Annotated in this window: 11 protein-coding genes; 5 read left to right on the top strand and 6 right to left on the bottom strand. The window is 42.6% G+C overall.

Annotation, left to right across the window (positions count from 1 at the left end; translation table 11 throughout):
- The first annotated feature begins 66 nt into the window (after positions 1-66).
- The 5 genes from DIU38_RS11745 (at position 67) to DIU38_RS11725 (ending at position 7670) form a co-directional block, all read left to right on the top strand.
- Complete coding sequence (locus DIU38_RS11745) at positions 67-2469, top strand: ABC transporter permease (RefSeq protein ID WP_112654884.1); 2403 nt, start codon at positions 67-69, stop codon at positions 2467-2469.
- Between the two features lie 388 nt (positions 2470-2857).
- The gene (locus DIU38_RS11740) at positions 2858-3535 is read left to right on the top strand and encodes an ABC transporter ATP-binding protein (RefSeq protein WP_091163863.1); all 678 of its coding nucleotides are present in this window, start codon (positions 2858-2860) and stop codon (positions 3533-3535) included.
- 13 nt (positions 3536-3548) lie between these two features.
- A complete protein-coding gene (locus DIU38_RS11735; protein ID WP_112654883.1) occupies positions 3549-4874 on the top strand; it encodes a TolC family protein in 1326 nt (441 codons plus the stop codon).
- 179 nt (positions 4875-5053) lie between these two features.
- Positions 5054-5644, top strand: a complete 591-nt coding sequence (locus DIU38_RS11730; protein WP_091163868.1) for a porin family protein — start codon at positions 5054-5056, stop codon at positions 5642-5644.
- 250 nt (positions 5645-5894) lie between these two features.
- Entirely contained in the window at positions 5895-7670 is a 1776-nt protein-coding gene (locus tag DIU38_RS11725) for a glycoside hydrolase family 9 protein (protein WP_112654882.1), read from the top strand.
- Positions 7671-7836: 166 nt separating this feature from the next.
- On the opposite strand, the gene DIU38_RS11720 is transcribed toward DIU38_RS11725, so the two are convergent.
- The 6 genes from DIU38_RS11720 to proB form a co-directional block, all read right to left on the bottom strand.
- Positions 7837-13443 (bottom strand): alpha-2-macroglobulin family protein, encoded by a 5607-nt coding sequence (locus tag DIU38_RS11720; RefSeq protein WP_112654881.1) that lies wholly within the window; start codon positions 13441-13443, stop codon positions 7837-7839.
- A 65-nt stretch (positions 13444-13508) separates the two neighbouring features.
- Positions 13509-13913 (bottom strand): hypothetical protein, encoded by a 405-nt coding sequence (locus DIU38_RS11715; protein ID WP_090525388.1) that lies wholly within the window; start codon positions 13911-13913, stop codon positions 13509-13511.
- Between the two features lie 96 nt (positions 13914-14009).
- Positions 14010-16403, bottom strand: a complete 2394-nt coding sequence (gene topA, locus DIU38_RS11710) for a type I DNA topoisomerase (RefSeq protein WP_112654880.1) — start codon at positions 16401-16403, stop codon at positions 14010-14012.
- A 234-nt stretch (positions 16404-16637) separates the two neighbouring features.
- Entirely contained in the window at positions 16638-17726 is a 1089-nt protein-coding gene (gene mnmA, locus DIU38_RS11705; protein WP_090525391.1) for a tRNA 2-thiouridine(34) synthase MnmA, read from the bottom strand.
- Positions 17727-18487: 761 nt separating this feature from the next.
- Positions 18488-19735 (bottom strand): glutamate-5-semialdehyde dehydrogenase, encoded by a 1248-nt coding sequence (locus tag DIU38_RS11700; RefSeq protein WP_112654879.1) that lies wholly within the window; start codon positions 19733-19735, stop codon positions 18488-18490.
- Positions 19736-19740: 5 nt separating this feature from the next.
- The gene (proB, locus tag DIU38_RS11695; RefSeq protein WP_112654878.1) at positions 19741-20820 is read right to left on the bottom strand and encodes a glutamate 5-kinase; all 1080 of its coding nucleotides are present in this window, start codon (positions 20818-20820) and stop codon (positions 19741-19743) included.
- Positions 20821-20999 lie beyond the last annotated feature (179 nt).

The raw sequence follows: 20999 nt of genomic DNA, 5'->3' as shown, positions 1-20999 counted from the left end.
GAGAGGGCTTTAAGAGTCGAAGAGCAAACAACAATTCCTCCCCTTTGGGGAGGTTAGGAGGGGTAAATGATTAAAAATTATATAAAAACAGCATGGCGTAACCTGGTTATAAACAAGGTTACTTCATTAATAAGTGTTGCGGGTTTGGCAGTTGGAATAGGTTGCTTTATATTATTAGCTACCTATTTATTAAATGAGCTGCGGTATGATAGGTTTCACGTTAATGCTAATCGTATTGTGCGCATGGCTTATAACTACAAATCCTCTGATGATGCGGAGGCAAAATCTGTAGCGGTAACGCCAACCGCACCAGTACCCGTATTTAAACAGCAATTGCAGGAAATTGAGGATGGTGTGCGCATTTCCTGGTATAATAACCCGGTGCAATACCAGGATAAACTATTCAATGAAAAACGGTTCTTTTTAGCCGATGAACCATTTTTCAGGATCTTCAGCTTTAAGTTTTTGAGGGGGAACGCAGCTACCGCACTTAAAGATCCCTCGGCTTTGGTGATCACCGCGTCTACCGCAAAAAAATATTTTGGTACTGAGGATGCTATAGGTAAGGTTTTGAAGGTTAATAACAAACTAAACATGATGGTTACAGGGGTGGTGGAAGATGTACCCGAGTATTCGCAGATCAAGTTTGACATGATTGGTTCGTCCGCAGGTTCGGAACATGCTAAAACGCGCAAATGGGATTCGGCTAACGATTATTCTTACCTGCTTTTAAGGCCGGACGTTAATATAAGCTCGGTTGAGCAAAAAATGAACAACTATGTAGCAGAGATGTTTAAGGATGATTTCAGGCAAGGGCATAAAATGTGGTTCAAACTCGAACCTTTGACCGATGTCCACCTGAAATCGCAGGCTACATATCCGCTAACACCATCCGGCAATATCAGATACATTTACGTTTTAGGGGCAGTTGCCATTATCTTATTGTTGCTGGCTTGTGTCAACTTCCTAAACCTTGTAACAGCCAAAGCTATAGAACGGGGCCACGAAATAGGGGTAAGAAAGGTAATGGGTGCTGCACGTTCGCAGCTTTTTACACAATTTATCATCGAATCTGCCATGATCACCCTCGTATCGCTGTTGGCGGGCCTGTTTTTGGCGGATGTGAGCTTTAAATGGTTCAGCGATTTTTCGGGGCAGCAGTTGGGCTTTCAAACCTGGAATACATCATGGCTGATTATGGCCATGGTTACCTTATTTGTAACAGTAACTTTTTTGGCCGGAACTTATCCGTCATTATATCTGTCAGCATTTAATCCTATTGTTACCTTAAAGGGGAAACTCACAAATACCTCCGGCGGTCGGGCTTTACGCAAATCGTTAGTTATATTTCAATTTGTGGTATCCGTATTCTTCATGATCTGTACGGTTATCGCGGGTAGCCAACTGCGGTATATCCAACACCTCAATATAGGTATCAACAGGTCGCAGGTGATGGTGATTGATGTTGGCGGCAAATTATTAAAAGATATTAAATCATTTAACAACGAGGTAACTCAATTACCGGGAGTGCTTTACGCAACTGCTTCGTACGATTCGCCGGTTGATGTTCACGGCGGATATAGCATTAACCACGCCGACGGCAAAAACAGCGACTATAATCTTTCGGTAACTGCTTTACCGGTAGAAAAGAATTTTTTAAATACGCTTGGTCTTAAACTGGTGCAGGGCATTAATTTTACAGATGCCGATGAGAAACGTTCTACGGATGCTGATGAAAATAAGCGCTATTACGGTTTTATCATCAACGAAAAAGCCGCCAAAGCACTGGGTTGGACAGCCGAAGAAGCAATAGGTAAACATATTGGCCTTAACGGACGTACCGGTGAAGTAAAAGGTGTTGTACAAAACTTTAATTTCGCATCCCTTCACCAGGAAATTACACCAATTGTAATGTTTACTGAAGATTATTTTGGTAAAGTGCTTATCAAAACCTCAGGAAATAATATTGCCAAAACCATATCTGCAGTAAAAGAAAAATGGAGCGCTTTTAATCCTGCCACACCTTTTGAATATCACTTTCTTGATCAGGAATTTGATGATATGTATAAGGCCGAGCAGCGTACCGGTTCAATATTAACTGCGTTTACTTTGGTCACTATCTTCATCTCTTGTCTGGGTTTATTCGGATTGGCAGTGTTTTCAACCAGGCAAAGAGTGAAAGAAGTTGGAGTACGTAAAGTTTTGGGCGCAAGCGTTTTCAGTATAGTAAAGCTTGTTTCAGGCGATTTTCTGAAACTGGTTATCATATCGGTTATCATTGCTTCGCCGATAGCTTGGTATGCCATGCATCGTTGGCTGCTGGATTTTGCGTATAAGATCAGCATACAAATATGGGTATTCATAGCCGCGGGTGCAGTAGCTGTACTTATCGCCTTTATTACCGTGAGCGTTCAATCCCTTAAAGCAGCGCTTACTAATCCGGTTAAAAGTTTGCGGTCTGGAGATTGATTATTTAGCTGAAAGGTAAAAGGCGAAAACTGAAAGGTTTATAACGCATTAAATACAATGTTAAATAATTCTTTCAGCTTTCGCCGTTTAATTAAGCTATAGCGTGTTACAGGAATCAAAAGTAATTATACTCTACCTGCCGGTACATATTTGGGCAATGGAAAAAAGCTTTAACCTTTCGCCTTTTACCTTTCACCTCAAAAAACACTGTATCATAACCGTACGCAATCTGTTACATAAGCGTACAGTGAAGTTTTGGTATGATGGTGTAATTTATTGATAGTTAATAAGATAGAACTTTGGTATGTTATTGATATGTTAATCGCAAAATGATGAGTATTATTGTTTAACTCATTTATTTACTAACAAACTAATTCAATAATTAAAAATGTTATCACTGCAGCATATTTCAAAGTATTTCCAGGTAGGGGGCAACAAAAATATCATCCTGAATGATCTGAGCCTTGACATTGACGAAGGCGAATTTATTTCTATTATGGGCCCTTCAGGTTCGGGTAAATCAACGCTGCTGAATATCATCGGTATGCTTGATGAACCATCAGACGGTTATCATTATTTTGAAGGCCATGCAGTACATCAGCTTAAAGAAAAACAACGTTCGGCTTTGTACAAGCAATACATCGGTTTCGTTTTTCAGGCTTATCACTTAATTGATGAGCTAACCGTTTATGAAAATATTGAAACCCCGCTTATTTACCAGGATTTTAAAAGTGCGGAGCGTAAAGCCATGGTTGCAGATATGCTTGACCGCTTTAACATTGTTGGCAAAAAAGATCTTTTCCCGGCACAGTTATCGGGCGGGCAGCAGCAGTTAGTGGGTATCGCCCGCGCGCTTATTGCTAAACCCAAGTTGCTATTAGCCGACGAACCTACCGGTAACCTCAACTCAAAACAAGGGGAGGAGATTATGGAGCTGTTCCGCAAGCTGAATAAGGAAGATGGTGTAACCATTATTCAGGTTACCCACTCCGAAAAAAATGCCGAATACGGTTCGCGCATTATCGATCTGCTGGACGGCAAGATCGATTCATCAAGAAAACTCTGAACTCAATAATAAAATGCGATACTATAAATTACTATTTCTCGGTCTTGTTGTATTTGGAAACTTAAAGGCTTACAGCCAGGCCCCGGTAGATTCTGTGCTTACTTTACAGCAATGTATCGATCTTGCAATCAAAAACAACCTCGATGTAAAAAAGAGCGAATTGCAAATGCAGACACAGGAAATTGCCTATAACCAGGCCCGCGAAAACCTGCTGCCATCAATTAACGGCAATGTGAGCCACAACATCAGTAATGGCCGTAGCCAGGATCCTACAAATTATAACTACGTAACACAGCAAATTACTTACGCCCAGTATAATTTAAACAGTAACCTGACATTGTTTAATGGCATGAGCCTCCTTAATAATATCAAACGCTACTCGCTGGCATACCAGGCAGGTAAAATGGATTTTCAACAGGCTAAGGACCTTGTTACCCTGAACGTTATTACTGCTTATTTGCAGGTACTTGATAATGAGGATTTGCTAAAGGCAACCGATATACAGGTTGAGCAGGCACAGAAACAGGTTGACAGATTGGCAATATTGAATAAAGACGGCGCTACACCGCCTGCAACGTTATACGATTTGAAAGGCTCATTAGCTACCAGTAAAATAGGCGCGGTTAATACCAAAGCGGCGATGGGGATCTCAAAGATTAACCTTTTGCAGATCATGAATGTGCCATTGGATAAGAGCGTTAAACTTGTGCGTTTATCTGCCGATCAATTGCCTGGAAATTATGATAAAAATGCAGATGAGATCTACACCAAGGCACTTAACGACCTTGCCTTGGTTAAAGCCTATGATTTGCGTTTAAAAAGTGCCGAAAAAGGTGTAAAATCAGCCAAAGGAGCTTTATGGCCTACTATCACTGCGTTTGGATCGCTTGCATCCAATTACTCAAGTACAGGTAATACCGGTTATTATTCGCAAATAAAAAATAATTACAGTTCGGGTTTTGGAGTTGGTTTAAGCATACCTATCCTTAATTATTTCCAAAATCGTAATAAAGTGGCACTGGCTCGTATCGACCTGCAAACTGCAAAGTATAACAATGACTTTACCCGGATCCAGTTGAAGCAAAATATTGATCAGGCTTATATCAATATGACATCGGCCCTTGAGCGCTATCACTTGCTGCGCGACCAGGTTGATGCCTATGGCGAATCGTACAGGATTGCTGAAGTTAAATTTAATTCGGGTGCTATTACTTCGGTAGATTTTGTGATAGCAAAATCAAACTTCGATCAGGCTAATACCAACCTGATCAACGCCCGGTATGACTATTTTATCCGTACCAAAATCCTTGATTATTACCAGGGAAACTTGGCGCTTTAATTAATAAACTCTTTAAGATTTTTAAAACCTATACTTTTATTCCCAATTTTTAGTTAAATATCTGGTTAACTTTTACCGAACTTATCGGTTAGGTTTAACCAGATATTTCTATTTTAGCGGTAGTTTTGCAAACAATATCGTTTTCATAAACTTAATACATCATCGAACACCTAATAAATATGAAAAAAGCAATTTTACTTTCCTTATCTATTTTTTTGCTGTCAATAGGCATATCAAAAGCCCAGGTAATCCCCAGCTTTTCTTTCGGCCTTAAGGGCGGTTTAAATTATTCAACTTTTCCGTCAAACGGCGTTTTTAACAACGATAATAAAGCTGGTTATCAGGCTGGCGCTTGGGCAAGGATCGGCGGCTTAGGCTTAATTTTTCAACCCGAGCTTTATTATACTGATAAAAGCGTTACTGTAAATAATGGAGGTGTTTCAAATAAACAAAGCTTTAAAAGTTTTGATGTTCCATTACTTGTAGGTGCTAAAGTTGGTGCTTTAGGTTTAGGTGGAAGGTTTTATGGTGGGCCGGTGCTTTCATTTACAACCGGAAGAGATAGGGATGCATTTAATGATGCAACAGCGTTAAGGTATAAAGATGCGAACTACGCAATACAGGTGGGTGCAGGTGTTGATATCAGTAGCCTGTCTATCGATCTTCGTTACGAAGGTGGTTTAAATAAAATAGCTTATGGCAACGATAATTCACACACGCGAGTTAGCCTGTTCAGCCTTGCTGTTGCTTATAAATTGTTCTCCTTATAATCTCCCAGTCCCTCAAAAATACTGAAAGACCTGCCGGTAACGGCGGGTCTTTTTTGCGTTAGATCGGAGTGTGAACTTTCCTATTATTCAAGTTACGCAATCGATTGTATGTTTAGTATTATATTTTAGCTTTTATTTGATAGAATAGTATTATGCTTATTTTACAATGTACACCTATATTTAGGTGCCATTTATGCGTTAGTTATCTGTTTAAGCGCGGGTTTCAGACATTTCCTAAAATTCAGGGCAGATGAAAAAATACCTTTCAATCTCATTTTACAAAATTTTGTTTGCGCTATCGCTGATAGGGAACAATGCTTCTGCTCAAACGGATACAACTTCGAGGCTTATCCGACTTAATCAAATAGGCTTTTACCCTGGTGCCACAAAAAAGGCCATTGTTTTAAGTGACAGAGGAAGCGACTTTTTTATCCAAACCCTTCAAAAGCAAACAGTATTTACCGGTAAGCTCAAACCATCACTTAAACCAAACTTTGCCGGTCATATTGTTCAATTGGCCGACTTTAGTACATTCGGCAAGCCCGGCAGATATATACTTTATGTCCCCTTTGCAGGTTATTCCTATCCCTTTGAGGTTAAGGCCTCGGTTCATAAAGCTGTGGCCGCCGCTGCTATCAAAGCCTATTATTTTATGCGCTCAGGTACACCTTTACCCGAAAAGTATGCCGGCAAATGGCACCGGGCCTCAGGTCATCCTGATACGGTTGTACTGATCCATCCATCTGCCGAAAGTGAAGGGCGGAAGGCTGGCTCAATAATCTCATCACCGCGCGGTTGGTATGATGCCGGCGACTATAACAAGTATATTGTGAACAGTGGTATTACAACAAGTACGCTGCTTTCTTTATTTGAGGATTTCCCCGCTTACATGAAAACAGTTAAGCTTAATATCCCCGAAAGCAGCAATAAAATTCCGGATGTTTTGGATGAGGTGCTTTGGAACCTGCGTTGGATGCTGACTATGCAAGATCCCGCCGATGGCGGCGTATATCATAAGCTTACTAATGCTGCTTTTGATAAGTTTGAAATGCCCGATAAAGACACATCGCCACGTTATGTGGTACAAAAAGTTACTGCGGCTACGCTTGATTTTGCGGCTGTTATGGCGCAAGCTTCCCGCATTTTTAAACAATATCCAAACGAGCTACCAGGCTTAGCCGATTCATGTATCAATGCTGCTCAAAAAGCCTGGGGGTGGGCTGGTAAAAATCCGATGGTGACCTACCGGCAAGATGAGATGAACAAAAAGTTTGAACCGAGGATCACTACAGGGGGGTATGGCGATAATAACTTTACCGACGAGTTTATCTGGGCGGCATCCGAGCTGGCAGTCAGCACCGGCGAAGTTGACTATCTTAAAAATATTGATCTTTTGCCTGATGGCCGGATGCCGGTACCTACATGGTCGCAGGTTAGGCTGTTGGGGTATTATACGCTGATCAAAAATGATATAACAGGGAAAACTGTGCCCGCGTTACCGGAAATCAGGAAGCGACTTATCAACACTGCCGATGATATGATAAATGGGGTTGACTCAAACGCTTATCAAACAGTGATGACTAAATCCGCCAGGCATTTTGGCTGGGGCAGCACATCCGAGGCCGCAAACGAAGGAGTTCTGCTTATCCAGGCTTACAAGTTATCGGGCGATAAAAAATACCTGGATTATGCTTTAGCAAATCTTGATTACTTGCTTGGTCGTAACGGCACTGGTTATTCCTTTGTAACAGGGTATGGTACTAAAACACCAATGCATCCGCACCACAGGCCTTCTGCAACTGACGCTATAGTTGACCCAATACCAGGCCTGCTTGTTGGCGGCTCGAATCCTGGTATGCAGGATGGTGTCAAAGTGCCATCAAAAGTGCCCGATGAAGCCTATATTGATGATGAGCACGCTTACGCCGCCAATGAAATAGCCATAAACTGGAATGCCCCGCTGGCTTATCTGGCTAATGCGTTAGAGGCTTTGCAACACAAGTTAGCGAGCCAGACCACAAGATAATAAAGTATTAGGCATATATCTGCGACAGATCAACCTTCAAGACCCTGCAGGTTGTAATACTTTATTATCGCAGTAAAAAGAAAGCGCTTCCCCAATTAATTAGAAGCGCTTTTTGTTTTTTAAGAACTTACGAGGTCTCTAAAACTTCGTCAGTTTAAATTTATCGCTACTTCACCACCTCAACCCATTGTCCTTTCAATAAGCTGCTGATTTGGTTATTATACATCGCCTCGCAATAAACAGCCGGTAAATAATATTTACCGGTGTATGCTGCATTAAGCATTACATAATAGGTTGATTCCTGCCCTTCGTATAAACTGAAATATGTGTTCACCCTGTCATCACGGATGTCGCGGTAATCAGATGGTGATGATTTAAACGCTTCGTCGCCAAGCAGCCGGGTATTCAGGATCTCCCAGCCCGACGGGAAAATCTGGGTGAGGGCCAGGTTATCGTACCTGCCGCGTTTACCGGGGTTTTTGATGTTTACCTGTGCTACAAAATCGGTCCCTTGTTTTAATGATGATGGGTCAATAGGCTTACCTTTAAGCGAGAAATAACCGACACGCATCTGTAATACATCCAGGTTAAGGATTGATTTGGTATCCTGCCCTGATGATGGCTGTCCTTTTTGTATCAGACTAATGTACAGTTTATTATTGCTGTTATTCTTAAGGTATACTTTACCTCCATTGCCGGCCAGCGCCCCTTGCCATAAATATGAACTTGTACTAATGGTGGCTTTGGCGCTTCTTGCTGCATAGTTAAATTCAAGTTTGCCTGCAGGTTTGTTTTGCCCGTAAAACTGGGCCAATGCTATCAGCGAGTATGCTGTAGTTTGGGTGCTGTACCAATCATCCTGTGACAAACGCGCAGCAACGGTGTGCACCAATCCGGCCGCTTTTTGTTTTTGGCCTAACAGGGTAAGGGTTTCCAGTATCATTGCCTCATCCCTTAAATTAGATCCATAAGTGCCATAAAGACTATTGTATGGTTTAACGGTAGTTGATAATCTCGCAATCATTCTTAAACCAACTTCGGGCTGTCCTGCAAGCTTATAAGCCGCTGCAAGTCGCCAGGCCGCTGCATCACTCAGCAACGCAAACTCACGCAGTCGGTTCATTGCGCCCATTTCGGGCGAGCGGGCCAGTGCCAGCAGATATAAGCGGTAGGCTTGGGTAAGGTCATCCTCGTAATAATATGGCTGCTTGCGTGGTGTCCAGCTCAGGGCTTTTTCTTTTTGATACTTTCTCCAGCGGTCAATAAAGCCTATCGGCATGCTGAAGCCTTTTGCCTGTGCCGCTAACATGAAATGCCCGGCATAATTGGTCCCCCACTCATCGGCGTCGCCGCCGTAAGGCCAGTAGCTTAAGCCACCGCCCTGTATCTGGAAGCCATTGAGCCTGTTAATGGTGGCTTTAATATTCCGGTCGGTTTCGGCCCTTTGTTTTGGTGAAAGGTCAAGCAACTGGTTCAGGTATAACTGGGGGAATGCCGATGATGTGGTTTGTTCCACACAGCCATGCGGATATTCAATCAGGTAATCCAAACGTTTTGAAAGGTTCAATGGCGGGATGTAAGCTACTTCAAGCGTGGCTTTATTAGTACCGTTGATGCCAACCGGCTGATAATCGGTATTCCATACTTCGCCCGGCGCAAGCTCTTTCTGAATAATGCGGGTAACCGGTGGATTAGGGTTGCGAACATTAAGATCAACATCATAAGCAGCTGTTTCCGAACCGCTTTTGGCAATTATTTTTACTTTACTTACGCCGACAAAATCTTTAACGTTCAAATCAAAGGTTACCATCTGGTCGCCGGGCTTATCGAAAGTCAGCGTCTTTTGATTATTGCCGCCAAGATTACTGAAAGCATTGCTTTGCACTTGTATGTCAACGGTTTTAATATTGTTCTCCATAGCGAAAACGGTAACCGGTAACTGGACGCTTTCGGACGGGCCAAGCACACGCGGCAGGGTAGCCAGGATCATTAATGGTTTTTTAACCGCTACGGCTTTTTCGGCAATGCCGTAAGCACCATTGTGACCGGCTACTATCATAGCCTTAACAGAACCCACGTATTGCGGCAATATAAAGCGCTGTGTTTGCTTTTCGCCTGCACCGAGGTGGAAAGGGCCAAGGAATTTTACAACAGGTTTAAAACGGTTTACAGATACGTTTTTGTTGTTGCCCAGGTTTCCATCGCCGCCGATGCTTAAAATTCGCTCCAGCCCTCCGCCAAACGCTCCTATCACATAGTCAAACAGGTCCCAGGTTTTTACCCCTAAGGCTTCGTGCGCATAAAAGGTATCATGCGGATCGGGCAGTTTGTAATTGGTGATATCTAATAAACCTTCATCAACAATAGCGATAGTATAGGTCATTTCCTTGCCCGATGCTTCCGATACGGTAATGGCCGATTGTGTTTCGGGCCTAATCTTATCGGGCATGCTGATGATTGGTTTCAGGATGGTTTCCGGGTTTTCAACCTGCAGCGGGATAGCACCATACATGCGGATAGGCAAGTCATTAACCGTTTGCGAATGTTTTTGCAGTAGCGTAACATTTACAAAAATGTTTGGCGCCATTGTTTCATCAACCGTAAAGGTATAACGGGTTTGTCCTTTCTTAGTATCTATCCAGGCTGTTTTTAAAACTTTGCTGCCGTTTTCAAAACTAATCAGTGCTCGACCAGCTTCTCCTGTTGGAATGGTCAAAGTTGCCTCATCACCAACTTTATAAGCAGGTTTATCTGAAGTGAAAGATAACATCGCCGCTTCGGTAGGATTGGTTGATTGTAACCTTTCCGACCAGTTTGGCCAATCCACATAAATGATCTTACCTGTTGAATGGCCTGTTTGTTCGTCTTTAATTTTAATGAGGTAGCGACCCCAGTCGGCTTTGTTGATATGCAGCTTCCATTTCCCTGCGCCACCGGTAAGCCTTACGGTTTCAGTTTTGATAAGTTTATTATACTTATCCTGGGTAAAGTTACTCATTTCATTGCCGGTTTGGTCCCACCACCAGCGCCATTGTACCTTGTATAGTTCAACCTGCACATCGCGGCTACCCGGCAGGGCGTTTCCATTTACATCAACATCAGCTATGTCAACTAAATGGTCCTTATCAGTAACCAACATGCCCGAAAGGTCACTGCCTTCAGGTGTCTTGATCCCTACGTAGCCTGGGTAAACGTTATAAGGCATGCTCACCTGGTTGATGCTGAAATTGCCGCCCGGCTCAAATACCTTAACCAGGAAATTTGCGCGAAGCTGCCCAGGGGCCTGTTTCTCCACATTTACATTTGCGTCAACATCGGCCGTACCTGTTTCGCTTAGTTTGCCATCGAAAACAGTTTGAACCTGCGTGTTAAAGGCCAGTGTAGGATCGTCAAAAACATAGTCTTTATACTTTTTAAAACTGGTGTTTTGTGCCGACAGATAGGCATCAACTTTAGCTTTTAAGTTTTGCGCCGCGCCACCAAACAACCATTGGGCACTTAGCTTGCCATTGGCATTGTTTCCCTTGGTTAATTCGGATGCCCCGCCGAACGACAAGCTAAGCTTAAGCCGGTTAGGCATGATGGTTTCAACCTTGATTTTTTTCTCAAACGTGGCGCCGCCAACTTTAACTTTAGCCGTCCAGTTGCCGGTAGGGGACGAAGTTTCTGTTGCGGTATGGAAACTGTAAAAGCCATCTAAGCTTTTGGTTTGGGTGATGCGCCTGTAAAGCTTATCGCTTGGGTCATATAATTCAAATTCGACAGGATGATCAGCCGGAAGAGTTTTTAATTTATCCTCCAGAATAAAAGATGTATAAATGGAGTCTCCCGGACGCCAAACACCGCGTTCGCCGTAAATAAACCCTTTGAGCCCGTTTTGCACCTCTTCGCCGCTAACATTAAATCTTGATAAAGGCAAAGAGCTGCCATCGTCCAGCTTTAGATAGCCGCGTTGCACGCCTTTTTTGGCCACCAACAGGTATGGTTTCCTTTTCAAATTCAATTTAGCCAGACCGTCGCCATCGGTAGTGGTTTTGTAGATCACTTGTTTCTGATAGTCCAGCAGCTCAAGGTCTACGTTGCTCATGGGCTCGGCACTTAGGATATCGGTAACCGCTACCAGCATGCTGTTATCATTGCCGCGTTTGGCAATAAGGCCAATGTTTGAGGATATGATGTTTCGGGTAGCCCAGCGTTGCTTACTATAATACGAATCTGTGCACGCATCGTCGCGTTCCTGCCAGTTATACCCTTCGGGATAGTAATTGTCGTAGCGTTTCCAGAAGTCGTCGTCCTCGTCGCTTACTTTTGATGAATTGTCGCTGTATTCACCGCCATAGTATTCGCCTTCGTCACTATCACCGTTATCCTTTTGAACTTTACCGCTATAAACCTTGCAGTTGAACAACGAGTACGATCGCCTGAAACCGATTACCACGCGATAGATAGCGCCGGGTTCAGTTCGGATCATCTGGTCAAGATCAAGCATAAAGCGGTTTTTCTTGTGCAGGTTAAGGCCTTTATCAGTATCTAACCGAATAGTTTTTTGTACTATAGGCTTGCCAACCTGCCTTAATTCGGCACTGCCGTCAAAACCATTGCTTTGAAAGTATTGCGGTACGTTGTTTTCGTAGATCTTGATGATGGTGACATCAACCGCGTTCAGGTTAATTGCTTCAAACGGCATCATAATGCGGCCCGAATCGGGGAGGATCACACCCTTGCCGGGGATGGTAACCGCAGGCAAACGATTTTCAAAGAATAAATTAGCGGTATAACCCTTCGTGATCCTTTTTAAAAGTGTGTTTTTTATCCCTTCATTTACCGTCACTGTATAATCACCCTGGAGGCGATCAGGAGCGTAAACTTTGACCAGGCTACCGTCGATGCTGTACGCCGGATCAGTGATATTGTTGATGCTGATAAGGCCGTTAAGTTCCTGTCCAACTAAAATGTTATCCGAAAACTGTACCTCAACATACTGATCATTGTCCTGCACAGCGCGGATATTCAGTACCTTAAAATCGCCAATGGCTGGCACTTCAAAATTCTGGTTGCCTTTTTTATCCACGCCAATGCTGCTGCCATCCCAGTTAATAGTAAGTGGATAGGCTTTGCCGGCTATACGTGTTAACCCGGTTATGGTAAAATGATGGTTTTTATGGGCCGCGTCGTGTTCCCAGTTTATTTTAACCGGCGAATCATAATTGGGTACAATAAGCTTATCAACAGCCGATGGGTCTTCTGCGTCGGCTGTTTGAATATCACCTGTAAGCTTCATTTCGGTATTTGAAGTACTGCTGGCGGTTTGCATGCCGATAAATGACACGGTAAAGTCGGGCTGAATAACCTGGAAATTAAATTTAAAGTGCTCAAAAGGATCCGAAACTTCAATAAGCCTGCTCAATTTAAAATCGGCAGTATAGTTTTTACCGGGGTCGAGCTTTTCATCGGGCCTGAACTCGATGGTTCGTGCATCCGTCCAGATAGCCTTTCCTTTTATAGCCGGTGAAAAGTTGAAAAGATCTTCTGTTATTTCCTCATTTTGTTGGTGCGTTATCTGCACGTCATTGGCCAGCCTGATACGAATGGGGCTCTGTTTGGAAATAACACCAGTTGTATACGACTCGATATACTTGCTGAAAGCAGGATCAACTATTGTTTTTTTATGGCCATGAGCTACCAGGTATATGATAAGTAATGCAAGAGCAATGGTAGTGACAACAGTGATTAAGGTTCGGCGTTTGCGGAATTGATTGTATCCGTTTTCCATGAATAGGTTTATTTATTATCAGGTAAATTATGAAATTTATGACAATAAATAATTTAAAGCGAGAATTATTTTATCATAACCCCGGGCTTATTTAAAACCGGGATCTTGATAAAATTCATCTCCACAATACTTTCAGGAAGGAATATAAATTTCTTGTCGAAAATGTCTTTGCCTATATAATAGCTGAGCCAATATTCGTTATTAAGGCCGAAGGTTTGCTCATCAATAGGCTCGATAAGCTTATATGCTTTGCTGTCAACAACAGGGATCATGTGCCGCAGGGTAGATGTTTTTACCTGCTCACCGTCCTTTTCACCATAACCTTTTGAGGTAATAAGCACATTTTCAATAGGCTCATTTTTAAGATTGATGAGATACACATACCATACCTTACTTTCTACGCTCTCGCTTTCCAATGCTACCGCAATAGCAATATCCTTTACATTATTTTCGGGCAGGTCTTTTTTCATTCTTTTGGTTGATTGGGTTAATTGGGTTGATTAGGTGAGTGGTTTGGTAAAGATGCGATTAGAACCATTCACCTAATCACCCCAATTAACTATTCACTACTTCTTCTTAGTTGCCGCCTTTTTCTTGGCCGGTGCTTTAGTTGCAGTAGGTTTAGCTGAGGCCGCAGCTTTACCAAAGCGGCCTTTTTTTGCATCCTTCGGTGTTGCATCGGCAAGTGCCTTGCATTCCTCATAAGTCAGGGTCAAAGGATCTTTATCTTTAGGGATCTTAACGTTCAATTTGCCAAATTCAATATAGGGCCCCCAGCGGCCGTTCAGTACTTTAACGTCCGGATCTTCGTCAAAAACTTTGATCAGCTTTTCAGCATCCTTTTTGCGCTTCAGGTTAATGAGCTCAATGGCTTGTTCTTCAGTAACATCATGTGGGTCGATTTCTTTAGGTAACGATACAAAAGCGCTGTTGTGGCTAATGTAAGGTCCGAAACGGCCGATGGCCACTTTCATTACCTTGCCTTCATACTCGCCCACAACTTTGGGGAGCTTGAATAGCTCAAGTGCTTCTTCAAGGCTGATGGTCTCGATACTCTGTCCGCTGCGAAGGCTTGCATAAAGGGGTTTCTCTTCGTTTTCGTCTGTAGCGCTCTCTCCTACCTGTACAAATGGCCCGAAACGGCCTATCCGAACAGAGACTTTTTTTCCGCTTTCCGGGTGGATGCCTAATTCGCGTTCGCCGGTTGCTTTGTCGGCCTTTTCGATGGTGCTTTCAACTTCTTTATGGAATGGATTATAAAAATCATGGAGCATTGCAGTCCACTCTTTCATTCCCTGCGCTATCTCGTCAAATTGTTTTTCAACGCTGGCGGTAAAGTTAAAGTCAACGATATCCTTGAAATATTGAACCAGGAAATCGTTCACCACAGCACCGATATCGGTTGGGAACAGCTTACCTCGTTCGGCACCGGTATTTTCCGTTTTTTCTTCTTTGGTAATGTCGCCTGCTTTCAGTGTTAACACCCTGAAATTACGTTGCTTACCTTCGCGTTCTTCCTTAACTACATAACCGCGGTTTTGAATGGTTGAGATAGTAGGGGCATAGGTTGACGGGCGGCCGATACCAAGCTCTTCCAGTTTTTTCACCAGGCTTGCCTCGGTGTAACGGGCAGCCGGGCGCGAAAAACGTTCTGTAGCAGACATCTCCTGCAGAGCTAAACGCTGACCTTTGGTTAAAGGAGGCAATATCGCATTTTCACCGTCCTGTTGTGGTTCGTCTTCCTCATCTTTCGATTCGAGGTAAACCTTCAGGAACCCATCAAACTTCATTACTTCGCCGTTAGCTACCAGATCTTCGCTACGGGTTGAAATACTGATCTTTGCAGTAGTTTTCTCAAACTGGGCTTCGCTCATTTGCGAAGCAATGGCACGTTTCCAGATCAGCTCATATAGGCGCTTTTCTGCCGATTCACCATCGATAGAATGGTTATTGAAATAGGTTGGCCTGATTGCCTCGTGCGCTTCCTGTGCACTGGCATTTTTGGTTTTATATCTTCTTTGCTGATGGTATTTTTCACCATAGGCTGATATAATCTCGCTTGCTGCCGAATTTAAGGCTAGTTCAGACAGGTTTACCGAATCGGTACGCATATAGGTGATGTAACCGGATTCGTAAAGCCTTTGTGCAACCTGCATAGTCCGTGCTACTGAGTAACCAAGTTTACGGCTTGCTTCCTGTTGCAGGGTAGAGGTAGTGAACGGCGCAGCTGGCGAACGCTTTGTTGGTCGGGTATCTAACGATTTTACATCGAAATCGGCCGCAATACAATCCTGTAAAAACTTTTCAGCATCTTCCTGTTTAGCAAAACGCTCAGGAAGTTCCGCCTTGAAAGCTTCTTTGCCTTTACCAAATATGGCTACAATTTTAAATGAAGCTTCTGATTTAAATTTATTGATCTCACGCTCACGATCCACAATAAGCCTCACTGCAACTGACTGTACACGACCTGCCGAAAGTGATGGTTTTACCTTCTTCCACAAAACAGGGGAGAGCTCAAAACCTACCAACCTGTCTAAAACACGGCGTGCCTGTTGAGCGTTAACAAGGTTATAGTCGATTTTACGTGGTGTATCTATTGCTTTTAAAATGGCCGGCTTAGTGATCTCATGAAAAACGATACGCTTGGTATGCGTTTCCTTCAGATCCAATGTTTCAAACAAATGCCAGGAAATGGCCTCACCCTCGCGGTCCTCGTCCGATGCGAGCCAAACCATTTCGGCTTCCTTAGCTAACTTCTTTAATTCGCTAACTACCTGCTTTTTATCTGCCGGTACCTCGTATTTTTGTTTAAAGTTATTAGCTATATCAATTGCATCTTCCGACTTAACCAGATCACGGATATGCCCATAGCTGGACTTTACGGTAAAGTCCTTACCAAGGTAACCCTCAATGGTCTTAGCTTTTGCAGGTGATTCAACTATCAGTAAGTTTTTGGCCATTTAATCAGTTTTAGTTTTTGCAAATAAAACATAAAGTAAGCGAAACACCAATTAGTTTTTGGTAAAAGGTGCAAAAGTTGAAGGCAAAATATGTTTTAGGTTGAGAATTTTATGAAAAAATGCCTTTGGAAATTATATTCTTGCAAAATAACTAAACTCATTTTAACAAAATGATAACAATCAAATGCGGCAGCTCGCATTGTCAAGCTTAGAAAATGCAGGAAAATATGGTGTTTACATCAGGAAACCGCCGCCAACAAGGTCATCTCCTTCATAAAATACAGCTGATTGGCCCGGCGCTATGCCTGATACATTATGATGAAAATCAACTTTCATATGTTCGCCCATCTGAAGAATGGTGCTTTGCGCTCCGGCATCTTTATAACGGATTTTGGTAATGGCTTCGAGCGGCTCATTTATATTTTCATATTTAATGAGGTTGAGGTTTTTTACCCAGGCTTGTTTGCGTTCAAGCTCGTCGGCGGTGCCTAAAACAACTGTGTTGGTAGCCGGATCGATTTTTGTAACAAACATAGGATGACCTAATGCCACGCCCAAGCCTTTACGCTGGCCAATGGTATAAAAAGGATAGCCTTGGTGTTTGCCTACTACGGTGCCGTTGGTAAGTACAAAATTACCCGGGCCTATGCGCTCGTCAAGGTCTTCTACTTTATGGCGCAGAAACGAGCGGTAGTCATTATCGGGTACAAAACAGATTTCGTAGCTTTCGCTTTTACCTGCAAGCTCTATTTGTCCCATATCAAGCGCCATTTGCCTGATCTCAGGCTTTGAAAAACTACCCAGCGGGAATTTAGTACGTGCAAGGTTTTTTTGAGATACTCCCCACAACACGTACGATTGGTCCTTATTGGTATCCTTGCCTTTTGATATCACATAACGGCCATTATCCTGCAAACGGATATTGGCATAGTGACCGGTGGCAATAAATTCACAGTCGAGTTTATCAGCACGTTTTAGCAATGCTTCCCATTTAATATGAGTATTGCACAAAACGCATGGGTTAGGGGTACGGCCAGCCAGGTATTCATCAACAAAGTTATCGATCACGAAATCGCCAAACTCGTTGCGGATATCTAATATATAGTGAGGGAAACCGTAACCAACGGCAAGGGCACGCGCATCATTGATGCTATCTAAACTACAGCAGCCGGTTTCTTTAGAGCTGCCTCCCGATGAGGCATAGTCCCAAGTTTTCATGGTTAAACCAATAACTTCATAGCCCTGTTCATGCAGCATCACCGCCGCCACCGAACTATCAACCCCACCGCTCATTGCCACTAATATCCTGCCATGCTTACTCATAATGCTGCAAAGATACCTATTTGATTTTTATGTTAACACAAGCTTAGTCAGTATAGGGTAAAATGTGTTGAGATAATCATTATTTTGTGTTAATTAATAGTCAATTAATATTGTTATTCAGAATCTTATATTAATTATATTAAGTAAAGATGATGGTGATATATGAGGCAAAATTAGGGTAAATGTTGTTTATAAATCCCGATTTTGTCGCTGTTAATTTCATTGTTTCTTTAATATAAGTTAAAATGCTCCGATAGCGATATTCTTAACACCATATTAATATTGTATAATAAGGCAAAAAAATTTAATCTACTTAGTGTAAAAAGGGCTGATTAAAAAAGGGAATTAAACGGGCGCTCAAAGAGTTCATTTCGTTGTAAAAAGTGTGTTTGTAACAGGTATAGGTGATACACTAATTTCAACATTAAAAGAGATTTGTTGCAAAAATTTTAAATAATAAATGTAGAGTTGACTATTATAAAAACAAGCAACATTATTTATTAAAAAAAACGTAAAAGTGATGCTGCCTATTGTAACGGACCTATTACATTATAAATTTGCTATATCCTAATTAATAAAACAATGTTAACTCAATTAACTTTAGAACAAAAATTACAGGGCGTAATTTTAGTGATTATTTGCTTTATTGCAGCAGCCAACTACTTAATAAAGTAACGCTTAACAATACGAATAACACGTTAAAGGTGCTTACTACACAGAGTAAGCACCTTTTTTATGCGATATGTTTTTTGCAGGATGTTTTACGGATTGCGTGTTTGTCCGTTGCCTTTAACTATCCATTTGTAACTGGTAAGTTCTTCCAGGCCCATAGGACCGCGGGCATGGAGTTTTTGAGTACTGATGCCAATCTCGGCGCCAAGACCAAACTGGGCGCCATCAGTGAACGCTGTTGATACGTTTGCATAAACAGCTGCAGCATCCACATCATTTAAAAATTTAGCAATGTTTTCTGCATTTTCAGAGATAATGGCTTCACTATGTTTTGAACTGTTTACAGCGATATATTCTAACGCTTCAGTAAATGAACTTACCGTTTTAATAGCCATCTTCATCGAAAGAAATTCAGTACCAAAGTGTTCTGGGCTGGCTTTACGCAAAAGGTTTGAAGGATAATTGCTTCTTAGTGCTTCAAAGGCCCGTTCATCGGCAAAGATCTCTACTTCTTTTTCGTTTAGGATGTGTGCCAGTTGCGGCAAGTCATTTAAGCGAGCCGAATGGACTATCAAACAATCCAAGGCGTTGCAAACACTTACCCGGCGGGTTTTTGCGTTGGCAATAATTTCAGCACCTTTCTCTACGTTGCCCGATTCATCAAAATAAGTATGCACAATACCGGCACCTGTTTCAATAACAGGTACCTTGCTGTTATCCCGCACAAAATCAATCAGCGACTGGCTCCCTCTTGGGATAAGCACATCAATATAACCAATAGCATTCAGCAAAGCTGTTGTAGCCTCACGTTCGGCGGGGAGCAGTGTAACCACATTGACATCAACTCCATGTTTTGCCAATACTTTATGGATAACCGAAATAATAGCCCGGTTAGAGAAATCGGCATCACTGCCGCCTTTTAATATGCTGATGTTGCCTGTTTTAAAGCAAAGCGCAAAAACATCAAAGGTAACATTGGGCCTGGCTTCGTAAATAACCCCAACAACGCCAAGCGGGACACGTATTTTTGATATCGATAAACCGTTGGACATTTCTGTAGCAGAAAGCTGTTTGCCAAGCGGGCTATCAAGTTGGGCTACGCTTTGCATATCGCCTGCAATACCTTTGATGCGGTCGGCTGTAAGTTTAAGGCGGTCGTATTTTGGATCGGCCGGATCCATACGGTCAAGGTCTCGTTGGTTCTCGGCCAGGATATATTCGGTTTGTGCTATAGCCTCGGCAGCAACATCCTCCAAAATCCCGTTGATTACGGTAGGGGCAAGGGGCGCTTTGCGGCTTGCTTCACGTGCTTTATCAAAATAGCTGTTATAGTTCATTGTATTTAGCCTTGTAAGTAAAGATAATCATAGTGTACCAGTGCTTTTTGGTTTTTTTGGCCGACGCGTTCACGGGCCTTATCGGCACCATATTCGGCAATGCCTAAACCAATCAGCTTATCGGTATCATCTATCAGTTTAATAATATCGCCTTTTTTAAAGTCGGTTATTACCCCCACTATGCCAACCGGCAATAAGCTGGTTGCCTTGTTTGAGATGAGCGCGGCTTTTGCACCGGCATTGATCAGTACACTCCCGGTCGCTGATTTTTCGGAATGGGCAATCCATTTCTTTTTACCCGATGCTGTTTTATTTGGAATGAAGCGGGTATGTGTAACCTGGTTTTCCAAAACATCTGTTAAGATCTGATCACGTTTACCATTGGCTATATGCACTGAAATACCAAGCTGGGCGGTTTTTTGCGCCATGGTTGATTTGGTGATCATGCCACCCCGGCCAAATTGCGAACGGCCAGATGATACAAAACTTGAAAAATCAAGTTCATTACCGCTAACCTCATCTATCACTGCCGAACCAGCTGCTTTAGGATCGCCATTGTAAATACCATCAACATTGGTTAGGATGATGAGGGCATTGGCGTTGAGCATTGATGCTATCAAACCCGCAAGCTCATCGTTATCTGTAAACATCAGCTCTGTTACCGATACCACATCATTTTCATTAACAACAGGGATCACCTCATATTGCAGCAATGCCTCAAGGCAGTTTTTCATGTTGAGGTAATGCATCCTGTCCCTGAAATCCTCGCGGGTAACCAAAACCTGCGAGCACAGGATCTGAAATTGTTCAAACAAATGCGAATAAGTATTGATCAGTTTTACCTGCCCAATAGAGGCTAATACCTGGCGGGCCGCAACAGCATCTGATTTTTCGGCAACCGTAATGAGGCTGCGACCGGATGCTACAGCGCCCGATGAAACCAGTATTACTTCAATGCCTTGCTTTTTTATCGCAGCTATCTGGTCGACCAAATGGGTTATTCGCGGAAGATCGGGGAGGCCGTTTCCCTGGGTGATAACATTTGAGCCGATTTTAATAACGATGCGTTGATAATTGAAAGCCATTAGTACAGTACGGGTTGAAGCTTCAATATTACAAATTTGGGAGAAATTAGCCCTTGTTTATTTTGAAATATCCACTAAAGTGATGGATTTTATAGTGAAATGATGTGGAAGTCATCAAAAATTTAAAAAAACAAACAGGAAAGCTTGACCGTAAGTATTAAATTTATATTTTTGTCGAC

The sequence above is a fragment of the Mucilaginibacter metallidurans genome, from assembly GCF_003286435.2.
Lineage (GTDB): Bacteria > Bacteroidota > Bacteroidia > Sphingobacteriales > Sphingobacteriaceae > Mucilaginibacter > Mucilaginibacter gossypii.
The sequence above is the reverse complement of the archived record's forward strand: the minus strand, read 5'-3'. Positions and strand labels throughout refer to the sequence as shown.